We start from the raw sequence: 18,198 nt of genomic DNA, 5'->3' as shown, positions 1-18,198 counted from the left end.
GCTCCCCCACTCAGACGCCGAATAGATGAAAGCAAGCCAAACACGACATCAGAAACAGTATTGCAGAAAAGGGGGTAACCATAGATGTGGGAGCGGGCCGGGCGGCGCTCCGCTTGCCCGCGATGGGGCCGCCACAGCCAACATTTTTGGATACTGACCCACCGTCATCGCGAGCAGGACCTGCAGCCCCCCAGCGGTCTTTGAAATTGCGCAAACCCTGGGCAAAACGCCCAGGAAATAGAGCAAATTGGCCTATTTCACTGCCCGGGCCCGCCGCCTAATCTAGTGCCCAACAACCCATCCCCCGGATCAAGGGCAATAACAAAATGACTGAATACAAACTGGCGCTGGTCGGCTTCGGTGGTGTCAACCGGGCGTTGGCCCAACTGATTGCCGAGCGCAATGAAGGCTGGAAAACCGAGCTGGGTTTCAGCCTGAAGATCGTCGGGGTGACCGACTTGTTTCTCGGTTCGCTGGTGGGCCGCGAAGGCCTGGACGCCGGGGTGCTGGCGCGGCTGCCGGCGGTCAAGGGGGCTTTGGCCCAACTGCCCGGGGGCACGGTCGAGGCCTTGAATGAAGCGGTGATCAAGGACTCGGGCGCCGACATCATTGCCGAGGCGACCTTCACCAATCCGGTGGACGGCGAGCCTGCCACCTCGTTCTGCCGATGGGCCCTGGAGGCGGGCAAGCACGTGGTGACCACCAACAAGGGGCCGATTGCCCTGCACGGTGCCGAGCTCAAGGCCCTGGCCCTGCGCAACAAGGTGGCCTTTGAATACGAAGGTTCGGTGATGAGCGGCACGCCGGTGATCCGCCTGGCCAAACAGGCCCTGGCCGGCAGCGCGATCAGTGGATTCGAGGGGATTCTCAACGGCACCTCCAACTTCGTCCTGACCTGCATGGAGGGCGGCCTGGGGTTTGCCGAGGCGGTGCGCCAGGCGCAGGAACTGGGCTACGCCGAAGCCGACCCGAGCGCCGATGTCGAGGGTTACGACGTGCGCCTCAAGGTGGTGATCCTGGCCAATGAATTACTGGACGCCAAGTTGCAGGTCAGCGATGTCAGCTGCCAGGGCATCAGCGCCCTGACCCTGGACGACATCGCCAAGGCCCGCCAGGAGGGTGCGCGCTGGAAGCTGATTGGCGCCGCCACGCGTCAGGCCGATGGCTCGGTCAGTGCTCGGGTCGAACCGCGCCTGCTGCGCAACGATCACCCATTGGCCGCGATCAGCGGCGCCACCAACGCGGTGTCGTTCACCAGCCCATTGCTGGGCGCCGTGACGGTCTCGGGGCCGGGCGCCGGGCGCATGGAAACCGCGTTCGCCTTGTTGTCGGACATCATCAGCCTGCACACATCCGTGGTCACCCACTAGGAGAAAGCCTGTGAACCTATCGCGTCTGGCCCTGGCGGTTGTCGAGCCGCACATTGATGTGTTGAACCCCTTTGACGGCAGCGTCATCTGCACGGTTGAAAAGGTGGAGGCGGCCCAAGTCCCGCAACTGCTGGAACAGGGCCGGCACGGCGCGCGCCTCTGCGCTGCGCTGCCGCGCCATCGCCGCGCACGGATTCTCGAGCAGGCGGCGCTGGCCATCGAGCGTGACGCCCAGGGCTTTGCCCGGCTGATTGTCGAGGAAGCCGGCAAGACCCTGGTGCAGGCGCAAAAAGAGGTCAAGCGCTGCGTCAACACCCTCAAGTTGTCGGCCGAGGAGGCCAAGCGCAACGCCGGCGAAGTGGTGCCGTTCGATGCCTACGAAGGCTCCGAGTCACGCCAGGGCTGGTTCACCCGCGAGCCCTTGGGCCTGATCGTCGCGATCACCCCGTACAACGATCCACTGAACCTGGTGGCCCACAAGCTCGGCCCGGCGATTGCCGGCGGCAATGCGGTGATCCTCAAACCGTCGGAGCTGGCGCCCTTGTCGGCCCTGCGCCTGGTGGATTACCTGGTGCAGGCCGGGTTGCCGGAGGCGGTCGTCACGGTCGCCACGGGCGGGGCAGAGTTGGGCCGGGCGCTGGTGGCCGCCCGCGAGGTGCGGATGATTTCCTTCACCGGCGGCTTCGTCACCGGGGAGCAGATTGCCCGCACCGCCGGCCTGAAGAAGCTGGCCATGGACCTGGGCGGTAACGCGCCGGTGATCGTGATGGGCGACTGCGACTTGCCGGCGGCGATCGACAGTTGTGTGTCCGGTGCCTTCTGGGCCGCCGGGCAGAACTGCATCGGCACCCAGCGCCTGCTGGTCCAGGCGTCGGTCTATGAGGCCTTTCGCGAAGGGTTCGTGCGCCGGGCCGAGGCGCTGGTAACCGGTGACCCGGCCTTGGCGAGCACCGATATCGGGCCGATGATCACCCCGCAGGCGGCCCAGAATGCCGAGCAGGTGGTCAACGACGCCTTGCGCGAGGGCGCCAGGCTGCTCTGCGGCCATCGCCGCCTGGGCTCCTGCTATGGGGCAACGGTGCTGGAGAACGTCAATCACGCCAGCCGGTTGTGGCGCGAAGAAGTGTTCGCCCCGGTGGTGGTCCTGCAACCCTTCGACAGCTTCGATGAGGCCATCGCCCTGGCCAACGAGCCGGAGTACAGCCTGCACGCGGGGATCTTCACCGGTGACCTGGCCACGGCCATGAGCGCCGCCAAGCGGATAGAGGCGGGGGGCGTGATGATCAACGATTCTTCCGATTACCGCTTCGATGCGATGCCCTTCGGCGGCTCCAAGTACGGCAGCCTGGGGCGCGAGGGGGTGCGGTTTGCCTATGAAGAAATGACCCAGCCCAAGGTGGTGTGCCTCAATACGCCGGCCTAGGCGTTTGAAGGCCTCTGCAATGGGTAGAAGTCGTTAAGTCGTCGTACCTCTTTGCGGCTTGCCCCACCCAGGCAGGGATTATTTTCTGCTTGAGCATGACGCTCCCAGCGTCCTCGTCTAGACCCATCAGGCCTGTCATACCGCGATAACCACGGGTTATCGTGGTGCGACGGGGCTTTTTGCATGGAAAAAAAACACTGGCACTTGGCGATTGCGAAATCAGAAAAACGCATGTCATACTACGTCGTACAACAACGGCGAGGCGCTTGACGATCCTCCATGATCTTCAGCGGACCTCCAAGGAAGGCGGGCATTTCATGAGTTTTGAAAGTCAACGCGTCAAGCAGATCTCTTCTTCTCCGAGCATGATCATTTCCATGCGTGCCAAGGAGCTGGCCAGCCTGGGTCGCGACATTGTCGACATGAGCCTGGGCGAACCGGATTTCGATACCCCGGCCCACATCATCGACGCGGCCTGCCAGGCCATGCGTGACGGCCATACCCGCTACACCGCGCCCCAGGGCACCCTGGCCTTGCGCCAGGCGATCGTCAGCAAGTTCCAGCGCGAGAACGGCCTGGACTACAGCGTCGACGAGATCACCGTGGGCAACGGCGCCAAACAGGTGATCTTCAACACTTTCATGGCGACCCTGGAGGCCGGTGACGAGGTGATCATCCCCGCGCCGTACTGGGTCTCCTATTCCGACATCGTCACGCTCAATGGCGGCAGCCCGCAGGTGATTGCCTGTGGCATCGAGGTCGGCTTCAAGCTGACCGCCGAGGCGCTGCAGGCCGCGCTGACCGAAAAAAGCCGCTGGCTGGTCCTCAACTCGCCGTCCAACCCCAGCGGCGCCATCTACTCCCTCACCGAACTGCAAGCGCTGGGCAAGGTGCTGGAAGACTTCCCCAACGTGCTGGTGATGTCCGATGAAATCTACGAGCACGTGCTGCTCGCCGACCAGCCATTCGTGTCCTTCGCCAATGCCTGTCCGCACCTGCGTGAGCGCACCTTGCTGATCAATGGTGTGGCCAAGGCCTATGCCATGACCGGCTGGCGCATCGGTTACGCCGCCGGCCCCAAGGCGCTGATCGCCGCGATCAGCAAGATCCAGTCGCAAAGCACCTCAGGCGCCAGCGCGATTTCCCAGGAGGCGTCGCGCGCCGCGCTGCAAGGTCCGCAGGATTTCGTCAAGCACCGCGCCACCGAGTACGCCGCGCGCGGCCGCCTGTTGGTCGAGGGCCTGAGCCAATGCGCCGGCTTGCGCCTGAACGCACCGGCCGGGGCCTTTTATGCCTTCCCCGAGTGCAGCCAGTTGTTCGGTCGGGTCAGCCCGGACGGGCGGGTGATCATCGATGACGTCGAGTTGTCGGCCTACCTGCTCAACCATGCCGGTGTCGCCGTCGTGCCGGGGTTGGCGTTCGGGCTGCCGGGGTACTTCCGGCTGTCGTTCGCCACCTCCCGGGAAAACCTACAAAAAGCGGTCGTTCGTATCCGCGAAGCGTTGGATGCCTTGCGCTGAAGCCCTTCGCCCTTTCGCTGTGCCAAAGCTGCCATAACAAAAGTCGGAGATCCCCATGCTCGATAAAAAGAAACAGCTGCTTGCCCTCGTCGTCGCTGCTTGTCTGGGCACCAGCGTTGCACAGGCTGATGACCTCACCGGAACCCTGAAGAAAATCAAGGAATCGGGCACCGTCACCCTCGGTTACCGCGACGCCTCGTTGCCGTTTTCCTACCTCAACGATGCCCAGCAACCGATCGGCTACAGCATCGAGCTGTGTCAGAAAATCGTTGACCAGATCAAGGTCAAGGTGGGCGAACCCGGCCTCAAGACCGAGTACGTCTCGGTTGTTGCGGCGACCCGTACCCCGCTGCTGATCAACGGCACCATCGACCTGGAATGCGGGGTGACCACCAACACCGTCGAGCGCCAGAAACAGATCGGCTTCCTGCTCACCAGCTATGTGGCCAGCGCCAAGTACGCCGTGAAGAAAACCGCCGGCATCCACAGCGTCGCCGACCTCAAGGGCAAGTCAGTGGTGGTGATTACCGGGGGCAGCGGCGAGTGGATCACCAAGAACCTGAACCGGGAGAAACAGCTGGGCCTGAAAATCCTCAATGCCAAGGACGGTGGCGAAGCCTTCCTGATGCTGGAAACCGGGCGCGCCGTGGCCTACATCAACGACGACGTGCAGTTGATGGCAACCATCGCCCAAAGCCGCAGCCCTGAGGCCTACACCTTGCTGCCCGAGCCGATGTCCGCCGAACCCTATGCCATCGGCATCCGCAAGAACGACCCGCAGTTCAAGTCCTTTGCCGATGACGTATTGCGCAACCTCTACAGCACCGGGGTGATCGATGCCCAGTACCCGAAATGGTTCGAGCAGCCGATCCCGCCGAAGAATGCCGTGATCAACCTGCCGATGAGCGAAGCGCTGAAGCAAGCCATCGCGCACCCGAACGACACCGGCGTCTGATGCCGGTTTGCCAATGAGCTGATGCGCTTTTTTGTGCGCGGGCGCTGGCTTGCCAGCTCCTGCGCGGGGAAGAGCGTGTTCAGCGTGCAAGCGTTGTGCTTTTTCTGAAAGGTTGGTGGTTGATGGATTACAACTGGAACTGGAGCGTGTTCTGGGATTTCGCTCCCGGAGAAACCTCGTCGTATCTGCACTGGCTGGTCACCGGCACCAGCTGGACCCTGGCGACCACCCTGGTCGCGTTCATCCTCGCGTTGTTGATCGGTGGCCTGGTCGGCACCCTGCGCACCAGCACGCTGCGGCCTTTGGTATGGCTGTGCAACCTGTACACCGAGGTGTTTCGCAACATCCCGCTGCTGGTGCAAATGTTCATCTGCTTCTTTGTGGTGCCCGAGTTGCTGCCGGTGTCGATGGGTGACTACCTCAAGCAGGACTTGCCCTATCCCTCGTTCTTCAGTGCCGTGGTGGCGCTGACCCTGTTCACCTCGGCCAAGTTGTCGGAGCTGTTCAAGGCCGGCATCGAGTCGGTCGCCGGCGGGCAGCGCGGTGCCGCCCTGGCGCTGGGCCTGCGCCCGACCCAGATGTACCTGCAGGTGTTGCTGCCCCAGGCGATCCGCGTGGTATTCCCGCCACTGACCTCCGAGGCCCTGAACACCCTGAAGAACTCATCGGTGGCCCTGACCATCGGCTTGATGGAGTTGACCGCGCAGGCGCGCAACGTCAGCGAGTACTCGTTCAACACCTTTGAGGCGTTCACCGCCGCGACCGTGATTTACGTGGTGATCTCACTGCTGGTGACCTTTGTCATGGGTCACATCGAACGTTCCCTGGCCATTCGCGGCGCGACGAGGTAGTCATGTTTGATCTAGACCCAAGCGTCATTGTCCGGGCCATGCCGGCCCTGTGGAATGGCCTGAAATTCACCCTGCTGCTGACCCTGGTGGCCATGTCGGTGGGCATCGTCGCCGGCACCTTCCTGGCCCTCATGCGCCTGTCGCACAACCGCGTGCTGCGCGGCTTTGCCCTGGGCTATGTGACGGTGATGCGCAGCATCCCGCTGGTACTGGTGATCTTCTGGTTCTACTTCCTGATGCCCTTGCTCCTGCAGATGGCCTTCGGCACCGAACGTCCGGTGCAGATCGGCCCGGTGGTCACCGCCTTCGTGACCTTCTGCATGTTCGAGGCGGCCTACTACAGCGAGATCATTCGGGGTGGTATCCAGAGCATCAGTGGCGGCCAGCGACAAGCCGCGGCCGCCCTCGGCCTGCGTCCGACGCAATCGATGCTCTACGTGATCCTGCCCCAGGCGTTGCGCCGCATGACCCCCTTGCTGCTGACCCAGACCATCATCCTGTTCCAGGACACCTCGCTGGTGTACGTGTTGTCCATCGCCGACTTCACCGGCGCGGCCAGCAAGTTCGCCCAGCGTGACGGGCGCCTGGTGGAGCTGTACCTGTTCGTGGCCCTGGTCTACCTGGTGATCTGCTACCTGCTCTCCAGCCTGACCAAACGCCTGAAAAAAAATGTAGGGAGAACCGCATGATCCAGATGAAAAACCTGAGCAAATGGTACGGCAACTTCCAGGTCCTGAAGAACTGCACCACCGAGCTCTCGCGTGGTGAAGTGATGGTGGTGTGCGGGCCGTCCGGTTCCGGCAAGAGCACCCTGATCAAATGTGTCAACGGCCTGGAGCCGGTGCAGGAAGGCGAGATCTTTATCGAGAACCAGCCTGTCACCGGCAAAGGTGTGGACCTGCCGAAACTGCGTGCGCGGGTGGGCATGGTGTTCCAGCATTTCGAACTGTTCCCGCACCTGAGCATCATCGACAACCTCAACCTGGCGCAGATCAAGGTGCTGGGCCGGGATCGCGACACCGCCACCAAAAAGGGCATGACCCTGTTGGAACGCGTCGGGCTCAAGAGCCATGCGCACAAGTACCCGATCCAGCTGTCCGGCGGCCAGCAACAGCGGGTCGCGATTGCCCGGGCCCTGGCCATGGACCCGATCGCCATGTTGTTCGATGAACCGACCTCGGCGCTCGACCCGGAAATGGTCAACGAAGTGCTGGACGTCATGGTCCAGTTGGCCCGCGAGGGCATGACCATGATGTGCGTCACCCATGAAATGGGCTTTGCCCGCAAAGTGGCCGACCGCATCGTGTTCATGGACGGCGGCGAGATCATCGAGGACGTGAAGTCCGAAGAGTTCTTCGGCGCCCCGCGTTCGGACCGCGCCCGCAGTTTCCTCTCGAAAATCCTCCAGCACTAAGGCGTTGCACGCCGGCCGGGAGCCATTCCCGGCCTGGCCCCAATACCGATCACTCAAGCGATTTTCGCAGCTCTTGTAGCAGCTGCCGAACGCAGGCTCCGCCAGCGGCTACAGAGGGTGATCGCCTAACTGATCAGCATTAGTCGTTGTCCCTCTGTTTTTTGCTGTCTCTCCCCCGCGCTTTGCTAGCTGCCGCACACTTTTCCTACTGATCGCTCACTGGCGCTCGGGGTTTTGTGCCAGATTTCCCCACAGGGTTCCACCGTTGTGCCAGGAGCCCGGTCCGCTCGTGTCCAGAGGCATATGGGCTTGGCGCCAGCGATGATTCTGCGGTTCAAACTGTTAAGGAGAACGACCCATGAAACAGATCTCAAGCGACCCGCAGACCACTCTGCTCAACACCACGGTGGTGGGCCAGCCGTGGCAGAAGAGCTACCAGCTCGGGTTGGGTATCGATGCCATCACCGGTCAATTGCGTGCCTCGGCGGTCAAGCCGTTCACGGTGACCCCGGCGGGGCAGAAGTCGATGGAATTCAGCTATTCGCGGGTGCAGACAGAGAGTGACTTGCAGAGCATGATTTGCGGCTCGGTGAAGGCGGCCTACAACCTTGAGGGGGTGAATGTCTCGGCCAATACCTCGTTCCTCAACGAGATGGCGGTTTCCGAGTTGAGCGTGACGCTGGTGGCCCAGGTGTCGATCGAGGAGAGCCAATACGCACTGGCGCAGACAAACGAACTGAACGTGACCCCAGGCGAGGATTTTCGCAGCAAGTACGGCGACTATTTTGTCGCAGGTTATAGGGCCGGCTCATCCCTGTATGCGATCTACCAGTGCCGTTTCTCCAGCGCCGAGCAACGCAGCAAGTTCACCGCCGCAATGGCCGCCGACGTGCCTAAGGTGTTCACCATCGAGGGCAGCGCAAGCTTCGAGAAAATCTCCAAGGAACACAACGCCAGCGTCTCCGTGCGGATCAAGGTCACCGGGGTGAACTGCGCGATCCCCACGCCACCGAAAACGGGCTGGACCGCCGAGACCATCGTCACCGAGTTGCTGCCGTGGTTCAACCAGTCGCTGCAACCCACCCAATTGGATACCTACCTGCAGCATTATCGGGTGATCGACCCGTCGATTTCCGGCGAAGTGCCGGTCAGCCCCGTGGTGTTTTCCGAGTTGAGTTTTCTCTACAACCGTTTTTGGCTGGCGCGCGCCTTGTTCAGTAGCTGTCCGGACTTCGGTCGGCGGCTGGTCGAGGAGCCGTACCACCGGCTGGAATCAAAAATCCAGGCGCAGCAAGCCTCCTTGCCCAAAGACTCGAAAATGATCGAGATGTTGACCGAGGAAACCAATCGCCTGCTCAACGGCCTGCGCGAGATCAACAACCGCCAGGCGTTCTACACCCAGGTGGTCGCGGCGGGAAAAAGCGAGCCCAAGAAGGACCAGAGCTTCGACGCGAACAAGGACACGGCGCGCTGGAGCTTCGGGTTTCAGAAAGGCGATCTGCCGGGGATCAATATCCAGAGAGTCTCGGACCATGTAGAGGCGAAATGGCGGATCGGCTGGAACAAGCACGTGTTCTCCTTTCGTGACTCGACCAAGGTGATTGTCGGCTGGGACATCATCTGCAACTGGGACGATGGCACGGGCGGCGACTGGCACAAAGTCAGCGAGCAGATAATTGGTCGCTCCTCCGGCGATGTGTTGGTCAAGAGTAACTACGACCGTGGCTATAGTTGGAACATCGTCTGGTACCTGGTGGAGGCCAATCTCTATCCAGCGGGGCCATGGCTGGCCCCCGCAGTGCATGCCTAAAACGTCACCGCGACTGTTGCCGGGCAGCGGCGGACCCTGGTTCATGATCAATGAGCCGCAGTTGGTCAATGGTGTGTTCAGCCAGTACAACATTGACCTGCAGCAGAACCACGGACCGGAGTTTGGTCCCTGGGGCGGGGACTTCTACCACGGGGTGTTTGGCGCAGCCTTTCGGGAGCGCTAGGTTAATGCCGATTAGTTGAGTGACGCCGACCTAGTGTAGGAGCGGCCCCCGCTTGCGGTTTGCTCGCGAAGGACTCAAAGGCGCCGTGTTTATCCTGAATACACGCGTTATCGTTGACGTTTTTCGCGAGCAGGCTCGCTTCTACAAAAAAGCTCAACTGATCGGCATCAGCCTAGTGCTCCCGTTTTCTTTATTGACCTCAGCGGCGATCCAGCCATACGGTCTGGACGTTGCAGAATTCCCGGACGCCGAAGTGCGACAGTTCCCGGCCAAAACCGCTTTTCTTCACGCCGCCGAAGCTCACGCGGGGGTCGGAGGCGCTGTAGCCGTTGATGAACACACCACCGGTTTCCAGCTCGTCCGCCAGTTGCCGGGCCTGTTCGAGGTTGCGGCTGTAGACCGTCGCCGTCAGCCCGAACTCGCTGTCGTTGGCCAGCGCCAGCGCATGGGCGGCATCGCGGGCGGTGATGATCGACGCCACCGGGCCAAACAGTTCCTGGCGGAAGGCGGTCATCTGGTCGGTGACATCGGCCAGAATCGTCGGCGGGTAGTAGTTGCCCGGGCCTTCGGCCTTGGCGCCACCCAGCAACAAGGTCGCGCCTTGCTCCAGGGTCTCGCGCACCTGGGCGTCCAGTTCGTCACGCAGATCAAAGCGCGCCATCGGGCCGATGTAGGTCTCATCGGCCAAGGGGTCGCCGACCACCAGTTGGCGGGTCAGCTCGACGAACTTGCGGGTGAATTCCTCGACCACGCCCTGTTCGATGATCAGGCGCTTGGCCGCGGCGCAGACTTGCCCGGTGTTCTGGTAGCGGCCGATCACCGCAGCCTTGACCGCTTCATCGAGGTCGGCGTCGTTGAGCACGATGAACGGATCGCTGCCCCCCAGTTCCAGCACGCACTTCTTCAAGGCCGCACCGGCCTGGGCGCCGATGGCCATGCCGGCGCGCACGCTGCCGGTCAGGGTCACGGCGGCGATCCGTGGATCGGCAATCGCACGGGAGACACCGTCCGGCGTGACGTTGATGACGTCGAACACGCCCTCGGCAAACCCGGTCTGGCGCACGGCATCGCGCAGCAGGTAGGCGCTGCCCATCACGTTCGGTGCGTGCTTGAGTACGTAGGTGTTGCCGGCGAGCAAGGCCGGGACGGCGCCGCGCAGGACCTGCCAGATCGGGAAGTTCCACGGCATCACCGCGAGAATCGGCCCCAGCGGGCGGTACTCGATGCGCGCCTTGCCGCCTTCCACCTGGGTCGGCTCGGCAGCGAGCATGGCCGGGCCGTGTTCGGCGTACCACAGGCAGAGCAGGGCGCACTTTTCGATTTCACCCCGGGTCTGGGCCAGCGGCTTGCCCATTTCCAGGGTGATCATCCGGGCCATGTTCGTGGCGTTGTCGCGCAGGGCCTGGGCCAGGGCGATCAAGGCCTGGGCACGCTGGGCGAGCGGGGTGCGGCGCCAGGTGGCGAAGCCGGCACTGGCCCGGGCCAACGCCGCATCCAGCTCGGCGGCGGTCTCGTAAGGGTAGTGGCCGATCTGCTCGGCGGTGGCGGGGTTGATCGAAAGGGCATGGGTGAGGCTGGAAATCGGGGTCATGGCACCGTCCTGCTGGGTGGGAATGGATGCAGGCTACGCTGGCGCATGATTGCTGAAAACTGAATAATACTGAGCCTATTGTTCACGAATGGAGAATGACGTGGATCTGGTTCAGCTGGAAATGTTCAAGGCCGTGGCCGAGCACGGCAGCATCAGTGCCGCCGCGCAGCACATCCATCGGGTGCCCTCGAACCTGACGACGCGGATCAAGCAACTGGAGCAGGACCTGGGGGTGGATCTGTTTATCCGCGAGAAAAGCCGCTTGCGCCTGTCGCCGGCCGGCTGGAGTTTTCTCGATTACGCGCGGCGGATTCTCGACCTGGTCGGGGAGGCCCGGGCGACGGTCGCCGGGGAAGAACCCCAGGGCGCGTTTTCCCTCGGCTCGCTGGAAAGCACGGCGGCGGTGCGCATTCCCGGGTTGCTGGCGGCCTACAACCAACAGTACGCCAAGGTGGCGCTGGACCTGTCCACCGGGCCCTCCGGGACCATGATCGACGGCGTTCTGTCCGGGCGCCTGGCAGCGGCCTTCGTCGACGGGCCGGTGCTGCACCCGGCACTGGAAGGGGTGCCGGCGTTCGAGGAGGAGATGGTGCTGATCGCCCCCCTCAATCACCCGCCGATCCACCGCGCGCGGGAGGTCAACGGCGAGAGCATTTATGCGTTTCGCGCCAACTGTTCCTACCGGCACCACTTCGAGAACTGGTTCGCCCAGGATGCGGCAGTGCCGGGGCGGATCCATGAGATGGAGTCCTACCACGGCATGCTCGCCTGCGTCAGTGCCGGTGCCGGCCTGGCCCTGATGCCCCGCAGCATGCTCGAGAGCATGCCCGGTTGCAGCACGGTGAGCATCTGGCCGCTGTCCGAGTCGTTCCGCTACTTGCGCACCTGGCTGGTGTGGCGCCGGGGCACGGTGTCGCAAAGCCTGAGCATGTTTGTGCGGATGCTGGAGGCGCGTGGGGGAGTGGGGGCGCAGGCTTGCGGACGCCAGCCGGCTTAATACGTATGCCCATCCACCACCCGCTTCACCGTCTGCAGGGCGACCTGCAGGCTATCCAGCGCCAAAGAGCCCAGTGCCAGGCGGATGGCGTGGGGCACGTGGCTGGAGGTGGCAAAGGGTTCGGCGGTCGACACCGAAACGTTCTCGCGCAGCAGGGCCATGGCGATCTGGTCGGCGCGCACTTCTTCACCCAGGGGCAGCCAGAGGAAATAGGCGTTGGGATGGCTGATGCAAGGCAGGCCGCGCAAGGTGGCGCGGGCCAGGGCTTGGCGGTGGCGGGCATCCTCGCGCTTTTGCTGTTCCAGGCGTAGCACGGTGCCGTCGTCGAGCCAATGGCAGGCGATCGAGGTCATCACGCCGGGGGTGTTCCAGACGGTGGCCCGGATGATGCGTTCCAGGGCCGGGATCCAGGGCTGGGGCGCCGCGACAAAACCGACCCGCAGGCCGGTGGCGATACTTTTCGACAGCCCCGAGACGTAGACGGTGCGCTCCGGTGCCAGAGCGGCCAGGGGCGGTGGCGGGTCTTCGGCAAGGAAGGCGTAGGCGGCGTCTTCGATGATCAGCAGGCCGTGCTGGCGGGCGATCTGCACCAGGCGCTGGCGCCAGTCGGCACTGACCACCCAGCCCAGCGGATTGTGCAGGGTCGGCATGCAGTACACGGCGCGCACCTTGCGTTGCTGGCACAGGCGCGCCAGGGCGTCGAGGTCCGGTTGCTGGTGGGCGGCGGGAATCGGCGCCAGTTCCAGGCGCTGGCTCTCGGCGAGGACTTTGAACCCGGGGTAGGTGAGGGCGTCGGTGGCGACCACATCGCCGGCCCGCAATAGCCCCATCAGGGTGACGGCCAGGCCGTGCTGGGCACCGCTGACGATCAGCACCTGCTGTTCACTGACCCCCAGGCCGCGGCAGCGCAGGTGCCGGGCGACGCTGGCCCGCTCATGGAGGCGACCCCCGTGGGGCTGATAGCGCAACAGGGCTTCCAGGTCACCGCCGTTGGCCAGTTGCCGCAAGGCGCCACGCAGCAGTTCGGCCTGGCCGGGGAGCGCGGGGTAGTTGAAATTGAGATCGAGCAGGCCAGCGGCGACCGCGTGTTGGTCGACCCCCAGCCCGGCGGGCAGCGCAGTCTCCCGGACAAAGGTGCCCCGACCGGCCTCGCCACTGACCAGGCCCATGGCCTCGAGTTCGCCATACACCCGGGTCGCGGTGGCCAGGGCCAGGCCTTCGCGAGTGGCCAATTGACGGTGGGTGGGCAGGCGGGTGCCGGGTGTCAGGCGGCCGGCACGGATGTCGGCGGCGAAGGCGTCCACCAGGGACTTGTAGCGGGAACGGGCCATGGGCTTGTATCCAGTACAATTATTTGATTGCACTGATTATTGGCCATAGCCTGAGACCCCACAACCGCGCCCAAAGGCGCACGCCAGCCCACTCAGCGGACGACCCGGCCATGCATATCGCGATTCTGACGTTTGAAGGTTTCAACGAACTCGACTCCCTGATTGCCCTGGGCGTGCTCAACCGAATCAAGACCCCGGGCTGGCGCGTGTCGATTGCCAGCCCGACGCTGCGCGTGCGCTCGATGAACGGGTTGGTGATCGAGTCCCAGGCCACGCTGCAGGAGGCGAACGCGGCGGATGCGGTGATTGTCGGCAGCGGTGCGCTGACCCGTGAAGTGGTCGAGGACAGTCAACTGATGGGCCAATTGCGCCTGGACCCGACGCGGCAACTGCTGGCGGCGCAATGCTCCGGGGCCCTGGTGCTGGCCAAGCTGGGGTTGCTGGAAGGGGTGCCGGCCTGTACCGACCTGACCACCAAGCCCTGGGTCCAGGCTGCGGGGGTAGAGGTGCTGAACCAGGCGTTCTTCGCCCGGGGTAACGTGGCGACCGCCGGCGGCTGCCTGGCGTCAACCTACCTGGCGGCCTGGATCATCGCCCGCCTGCAAGGTCTGGAGGCGGCCAGCAATGCCGTGCACTACGTGGCCCCGGTGGGAGAAAAGGAACTGTATGTCGAGCGCACCCTGGCCAACATCCAGCCATATTTGTAGGCGATGCCCGGTGCTTGAGCCGAGCCGACACCCGTGTCGGCTCGGCGTGTGACCAGGGCTCAGAAGTCGTAGCGGCTGGTCAGCATTACGTTGCGCGGGTCGCCGTAGTACGAGGAATTATAGAAGCCGATGTTGGTGTAGTAGTACTTGTCGAACAGGTTGTTGACGTTGACCGTTGCCGACAGGTGCTCGGTGAATTGATAGCGGCCCATCAGGTCCACCAGCCAGTAAGCGTCCTGGGAAAACTTCTCCTCGCTGGCTTTGGCCCGGTTGGTCAGGACCTGCCAGCCTTTTCCTTGCCAGCGCGCACCACCGCCGAGCGTCAGCTTGTCGAGGGTGCCCTGGAAGTTGTAGCTGCTGTAGAAACTCAGCTGGTCCTCGGGCTCCCAGGTGGACACTTTGTTGCCGTGCTCGTCACGCACGATCTTGTGGGTATAGCCGGCCTGCACTTGCCAGCCGGGAGCCAGCTTGCCGGAGATTTCCGCTTCGTAGCCTTTGGTCTTGGCCTTGATGCCCTGGTAGGCGTACTCCACGGCGGGGTTGGTCGGGGCCGCGTTGTAGGCGTTGTCGGCCTCTGCACGGTTGGTTTCGTGGATCTCGAAATACGCCAGGCTGGTGTTGAGCTGGCCATCGAAGTACTCGCCCTTGATGCCCAGTTCGTAGTTCTTGCCCTCATCGGGTTCCAGGACTTTGTTCTGGCTGTCGATGTAGTAGAGCTGAGGCATGAAGATGCTGGTGTAGCTGGCGTACAACGACAGGTTCTGGTTGAGGTCATAGGTGACGCCGGCATAGGGCACCAGCTTGCCGGTTTCCCGGGTGTCGCTGGTGCCTGTCAGCCAATAGTTGACCACGCGCGCACCGAGCATCAGGTTGAGCTCATCGGTCAGGCTAAAGCGAGCCGTGGTGTAGCCGGCAGTCTGGCGGGTGGTTTCATCCGTCGGGGTGGCCACCCCCCAGTCCGGCTTGATGCTGTCGCCGTCCCAGCGGTAGAAGTCGATCAGGTTGTTGGTGTAGGTCGGGCTGTAGTAACTCTTGGCTTTCCAATGGGCGTTGGAGGCCGAGGTGCCCACCACCCACTGATGCTCGCGACCCAGCAGGCTGAAGGGCCCGGACAGGTAAAAGTCACCGCTGTCGCTGGTGGTTTCCCCGGTGAACTTGTTGGCGTACACGCTGGAGGTGCCGGTCAGCGCATTGGGGCTGCTTTGCACCGAACCGATTTCGGCGTGATAGCCATTGATCTGGTGGTTGTATTGGCCCTTGGCGACCCACTCATTGGCAAAGCTGTGTTCCAGGGTGGCGAATACCGTGCGGGTGTACTGCTCCCAGCCACTCCATTTCGCCCCATTGTTGAAGGCGCGTGGCAGGCTGATCCGATCGCCATTGGAATCGAACAGCGGGCGGCTGCCGGACCAGCCCGAGCCTTTGGGGTCGTTGTCCTGATAGTCGGCACCCAGGGTCAGCAGGGTATCGGGGTTGAGGTCGACTTCCACGGTGCCAAAGTAGACGCTGGTCTTGCGCTGGTAATGGTCCATGAACGAATGCTTGTCCTGATAGGCGGCGACCGCCCGTGCCCGCACGTTGCCGGTCTCGGTCAACGGCCCGCTGAGGTCGATCTGCGAGCGGTAGTTGTCCCAGCTGCCAGCGCCCAGCTCCACGTTGCCCTTGAACTCGGCGGTAGGTTTCTTGCGGATCAGGTTGATGGTGCCGCCGGGGCCACCTGCGCCAGTGAGTAACCCGGTAGCCCCCTTGAGCACTTCGACGCGGTCGTAGACGGCCATGTCGGTCAAGGTCTGGCCGGCCGAGAAGGCATCATTGCGCAGGGTCGGAATGCCGTCGTACTGGAAGTTCTGAATCGAGAAACCACGGGCGTAGTAGTTGGTGCGCTCGCTGTCGTAGGTCGATACCGTGATCCCCGGCGTATGGCGCATCACGTCGTCGATGGAGACCAGGCCGAAGTCGTCCATGGTCTGGCGGGTCACCACCGAAATCGACTGCGGGGTTTCCCGCGGCGTCAGGACCAGGCGGGTGGCCGTGGCGATGGTGCCCGGGGTGTAGGAACCGGTGCCCTCGGTGATGGTCCCCAACTGGTTGGCGGTGACTTCTGTCGCCTCCAGGGCGATTGATCCCGTGGACAGCGGCCGACTCACCAACTGATAGCCGTCGGCACTGGCGCTGGCGTCCATGCCGGTGTTACGCAGGATCTGGGCGAATCCTTCGGCCAGGCTGTAGCTGCCCCGTACACCCTCGCTGCTCAGCCCCTCGACCTGGTGCGAGGCGAAAGCGATCGGCACGCCGGCGGCCTGGGCGTAGCGGCCCAGCACTTCACCGAGCGGTCCGGGCGCAATATCGAAGGCCTGGGTTTGCTGTTGGGCATACGCCAGTGTGGGCAGGGCCAGGGGCAGGCTGCCCAGCAGCATGTGGCTGGCGAGCAGCAAACCGCTGCGGGTGAACGACGTTGAAGCCATCTTCTGTGTGCTCCTTATCAATGTTGGCCAAAGGAAGGACGCAGCAGAATCGCAAACATGAAAAAACCGCGAAAAATTATTCCGTTTCGCGCTTCAACGACACCCGGGTGATCCACGGGCTGTAGCTTTTCACCTCGATCGGCAGCGTGCGTGCCAGCAGGCGCAGTGCGCGGTCGCTGTCGTCGGCCGGCAGTATCGCCGTCACGCGCAAGGCCTGCAGGGCCTGGCGGTCGAAGATCAACAGCCCCCGGTGATGGCGCGCGATTCGTGTCAGCACATCGGCCAGGGATTGGTCGTGGGCGAGCAACTGGTGCGCGCTCCACGCCGCTTGCAGGGCACGGCCATCGACCTGGCTGACGGCGCCCAATCCCTGGGCGTCGAAGCGCACACGCTGGCCAGGATTGAGGGTCAGGCTGCGTCCACCGCTGTCGATACGGGTCGAGGATTCCAGCATGCTCACCAGGGTCGCGTCGCCGTTGCGCTCGACGATAAAACGCGTACCCAGGGCGCGAATCGTGCCGTGGGGGGTGTCGACGTAGAACGGACGATGGGCGTCCTTGGCCACGTCGACCAGGATCTCGCCTTCGAGCAACCGCACGCGGCGTTGCGTGGAGTCGAAGTCCAGGTCGACGGCGGAGCTGCTGTCCAGTTGCAGTTGACTGCCATCGGCGAGGTATTCGTGCCGCCACTGGCGGCTGTCGGTGCGGTGATCGGCCAGCAGGTAACCGCTCTGCCAATACGGGTAGCCAGTCCCGGCCGTCAGCCCCAGCACTGCCAGCAACGCCAGGCCCTTGACTCCCAGCGCCCGGCGTTGCGCTGGTTGTGCCCGGCGCAGGGCCGCCCGCGCCGGGAGTTCCTGCAGGGGCGCGAGGTGACCCTGCAGCCGGGCGATGGCCTCGCGGTGCAGCGGGTCTGCCGCCAGCCAGGCGCGGAATTGCTGTTCGGTCTGGGCATCGGCATCGCTGCCGTGATCCAGGCGCACCAGCCATTCAGCGGCCTGGCGTAACACCTGAGGGGCGATGGCGGGTTTCATGCCTGGGCACAGGCGTCGCAGGCCAGCAGCGCTTCCACCAGGTCATGTTGCACTGTACGCACGGTCACCCCCAGGCGCTCGGCAATCTGCGCCTGTCCCAGGCCATCGAGATGGCGCAGGATGAAGGTTTCGCGCACCCGGGGTTTCATCCGGGCCAGTGCCCGGTCAATGGCTTCGAGTATTTGTATGGCCTGGAGGATCTGCTCCGGCGACGGTGCTTGATCGAGGTAGGTGGCGCAGCGTTCGAGCTCCTCGCGAAACGCGTGTTCCAGGCGCAGGCGACGGCCGTTGTCGATCAACAGGCGCCGAGCCACGGTGGCCAGAAAGGCCCGGGGTTCTCGCGGGGCCACGTAAGGGCCGGCCGCCAGCAGGCGAATGAAGGTGTCCTGCGCCAGGTCCGAAGCGTGGTGCGAACAGTGCACGCGGCGGCGCAACCAGCCGAGCAACCATCCATGATAGCCACGGTACAGGGCTTCAAGCGTCGACGACTCGGCTGCGTTGGAGGGTTTCATGAGAAATTCTAGCAAGTGGTAATGTTTCGCATTTT

16 protein-coding genes are annotated in these 18,198 nt (G+C 63.5%); 11 read left to right on the top strand and 5 right to left on the bottom strand.

Going from position 1 to position 18,198, the window contains the following annotated elements; genetic code table 11:
• Positions 1-326: 326 nt before the first annotated feature.
• The 9 genes from AACY45_RS23510 to AACY45_RS23470 all read left to right on the top strand — a co-directional run bounded on the left by AACY45_RS23510 (position 327) and on the right by AACY45_RS23470 (position 9,527).
• The gene (locus AACY45_RS23510) at positions 327-1,370 is read left to right on the top strand and encodes a homoserine dehydrogenase (protein ID WP_339547637.1); all 1,044 of its coding nucleotides are present in this window, start codon (positions 327-329) and stop codon (positions 1,368-1,370) included.
• A 10-nt stretch (positions 1,371-1,380) separates the two neighbouring features.
• Positions 1,381-2,793 (top strand): aldehyde dehydrogenase family protein, encoded by a 1,413-nt coding sequence (locus tag AACY45_RS23505; protein WP_339547636.1) that lies wholly within the window; start codon positions 1,381-1,383, stop codon positions 2,791-2,793.
• A gap of 317 nt (positions 2,794-3,110) precedes the next feature.
• Positions 3,111-4,313 (top strand): pyridoxal phosphate-dependent aminotransferase, encoded by a 1,203-nt coding sequence (locus tag AACY45_RS23500; RefSeq protein ID WP_339547634.1) that lies wholly within the window; start codon positions 3,111-3,113, stop codon positions 4,311-4,313.
• Positions 4,314-4,368: 55 nt separating this feature from the next.
• Positions 4,369-5,268 (top strand): transporter substrate-binding domain-containing protein, encoded by a 900-nt coding sequence (locus AACY45_RS23495; protein ID WP_339547632.1) that lies wholly within the window; start codon positions 4,369-4,371, stop codon positions 5,266-5,268.
• Positions 5,269-5,390: 122 nt separating this feature from the next.
• Positions 5,391-6,119, top strand: coding sequence for an amino acid ABC transporter permease (locus AACY45_RS23490; RefSeq protein WP_159996577.1), 729 nt, complete (start codon positions 5,391-5,393; stop codon positions 6,117-6,119).
• A 2-nt stretch (positions 6,120-6,121) separates the two neighbouring features.
• Positions 6,122-6,808 carry an amino acid ABC transporter permease gene (locus tag AACY45_RS23485; RefSeq protein WP_339547629.1) on the top strand — a complete coding sequence of 229 codons (687 nt, stop codon included), beginning with the start codon at positions 6,122-6,124 and terminating at the stop codon, positions 6,806-6,808.
• On the top strand, positions 6,805-7,533 hold the full coding sequence (locus AACY45_RS23480; RefSeq protein ID WP_339547628.1) for an amino acid ABC transporter ATP-binding protein: 729 nt from the start codon (positions 6,805-6,807) through the stop codon (positions 7,531-7,533). Before AACY45_RS23485 ends, AACY45_RS23480 begins: the two co-directional genes overlap by 4 nt.
• A 358-nt stretch (positions 7,534-7,891) precedes the next feature.
• Positions 7,892-9,343 (top strand): hypothetical protein, encoded by a 1,452-nt coding sequence (locus tag AACY45_RS23475; RefSeq protein ID WP_339547627.1) that lies wholly within the window; start codon positions 7,892-7,894, stop codon positions 9,341-9,343.
• Positions 9,336-9,527: a hypothetical protein gene (locus AACY45_RS23470; protein ID WP_339547625.1), complete on the top strand. Its 192-nt coding sequence runs from the start codon at positions 9,336-9,338 to the stop codon at positions 9,525-9,527. Before AACY45_RS23475 ends, AACY45_RS23470 begins: the two co-directional genes overlap by 8 nt.
• Before the next feature lie 199 nt (positions 9,528-9,726).
• Here the strand turns inward: AACY45_RS23470 and AACY45_RS23465 are convergent, their stop codons facing one another.
• Positions 9,727-11,118, bottom strand: coding sequence for an aldehyde dehydrogenase family protein (locus AACY45_RS23465; RefSeq protein WP_339547623.1), 1,392 nt, complete (start codon positions 11,116-11,118; stop codon positions 9,727-9,729).
• A gap of 100 nt (positions 11,119-11,218) precedes the next feature.
• Between AACY45_RS23465 and ptrR the strand changes: the two genes are divergently transcribed.
• Entirely contained in the window at positions 11,219-12,115 is an 897-nt protein-coding gene (gene ptrR / locus AACY45_RS23460) for a putrescine utilization regulator PtrR (RefSeq protein WP_339547622.1), read from the top strand.
• Here ptrR and AACY45_RS23455 read toward each other — a convergent pair.
• The gene (locus AACY45_RS23455) at positions 12,112-13,446 is read right to left on the bottom strand and encodes an aminotransferase-like domain-containing protein (protein ID WP_339547621.1); all 1,335 of its coding nucleotides are present in this window, start codon (positions 13,444-13,446) and stop codon (positions 12,112-12,114) included. The genes ptrR and AACY45_RS23455 overlap by 4 nt on opposite strands.
• A gap of 110 nt (positions 13,447-13,556) precedes the next feature.
• Between AACY45_RS23455 and AACY45_RS23450 the strand changes: the two genes are divergently transcribed.
• Positions 13,557-14,153 (top strand): DJ-1/PfpI family protein, encoded by a 597-nt coding sequence (locus AACY45_RS23450; protein ID WP_339547620.1) that lies wholly within the window; start codon positions 13,557-13,559, stop codon positions 14,151-14,153.
• A 59-nt stretch (positions 14,154-14,212) separates the two neighbouring features.
• Here the strand turns inward: AACY45_RS23450 and AACY45_RS23445 are convergent, their stop codons facing one another.
• The 3 genes from AACY45_RS23445 to AACY45_RS23435 form a co-directional block, all read right to left on the bottom strand.
• A complete protein-coding gene (locus tag AACY45_RS23445; RefSeq protein ID WP_339547619.1) occupies positions 14,213-16,618 on the bottom strand; it encodes a TonB-dependent siderophore receptor in 2,406 nt (801 codons plus the stop codon).
• Between the two features lie 76 nt (positions 16,619-16,694).
• On the bottom strand, positions 16,695-17,651 hold the full coding sequence (locus AACY45_RS23440) for a FecR family protein (protein WP_339547618.1): 957 nt from the start codon (positions 17,649-17,651) through the stop codon (positions 16,695-16,697).
• Positions 17,648-18,163, bottom strand: coding sequence for a sigma-70 family RNA polymerase sigma factor (locus AACY45_RS23435; protein ID WP_339547617.1), 516 nt, complete (start codon positions 18,161-18,163; stop codon positions 17,648-17,650). Before AACY45_RS23435 ends, AACY45_RS23440 begins: the two co-directional genes overlap by 4 nt.
• Positions 18,164-18,198 lie beyond the last annotated feature (35 nt).

The organism is Pseudomonas sp. RA_35y_Pfl2_P32 (assembly GCF_963970735.1).
Classification (GTDB): Bacteria; Pseudomonadota; Gammaproteobacteria; order Pseudomonadales; family Pseudomonadaceae; genus Aquipseudomonas.
Note: the sequence above shows the minus strand (reverse complement) of the source record. Positions and strands in the feature narration are given on the sequence as shown.

Excerpts from the sequence above, each read along its gene's own strand:
- AACY45_RS23510 (WP_339547637.1), top strand. The coding sequence starts at position 327 with ATGACTGAATACAAACTGGCGCTGGTCGGCTTCGGTGGTGTCAACCGG.
- AACY45_RS23500 (WP_339547634.1), top strand. The coding sequence starts at position 3,111 with ATGAGTTTTGAAAGTCAACGCGTCAAGCAGATCTCTTCTTCTCCGAGC.
- AACY45_RS23495 (WP_339547632.1), top strand. The coding sequence starts at position 4,369 with ATGCTCGATAAAAAGAAACAGCTGCTTGCCCTCGTCGTCGCTGCTTGT.
- AACY45_RS23490 (WP_159996577.1), top strand. The coding sequence starts at position 5,391 with ATGGATTACAACTGGAACTGGAGCGTGTTCTGGGATTTCGCTCCCGGA.
- AACY45_RS23485 (WP_339547629.1), top strand. The coding sequence starts at position 6,122 with ATGTTTGATCTAGACCCAAGCGTCATTGTCCGGGCCATGCCGGCCCTG.
- AACY45_RS23480 (WP_339547628.1), top strand. The coding sequence starts at position 6,805 with ATGATCCAGATGAAAAACCTGAGCAAATGGTACGGCAACTTCCAGGTC.
- AACY45_RS23475 (WP_339547627.1), top strand. The coding sequence starts at position 7,892 with ATGAAACAGATCTCAAGCGACCCGCAGACCACTCTGCTCAACACCACG.
- AACY45_RS23470 (WP_339547625.1), top strand. The coding sequence starts at position 9,336 with ATGCCTAAAACGTCACCGCGACTGTTGCCGGGCAGCGGCGGACCCTGG.
- AACY45_RS23465 (WP_339547623.1), bottom strand. The coding sequence starts at position 11,118 with ATGACCCCGATTTCCAGCCTCACCCATGCCCTTTCGATCAACCCCGCC.
- AACY45_RS23455 (WP_339547621.1), bottom strand. The coding sequence starts at position 13,446 with ATGGCCCGTTCCCGCTACAAGTCCCTGGTGGACGCCTTCGCCGCCGAC.
- AACY45_RS23450 (WP_339547620.1), top strand. The coding sequence starts at position 13,557 with ATGCATATCGCGATTCTGACGTTTGAAGGTTTCAACGAACTCGACTCC.
- AACY45_RS23445 (WP_339547619.1), bottom strand. The coding sequence starts at position 16,618 with ATGGCTTCAACGTCGTTCACCCGCAGCGGTTTGCTGCTCGCCAGCCAC.
- AACY45_RS23440 (WP_339547618.1), bottom strand. The coding sequence starts at position 17,651 with ATGAAACCCGCCATCGCCCCTCAGGTGTTACGCCAGGCCGCTGAATGG.
- AACY45_RS23435 (WP_339547617.1), bottom strand. The coding sequence starts at position 18,163 with ATGAAACCCTCCAACGCAGCCGAGTCGTCGACGCTTGAAGCCCTGTAC.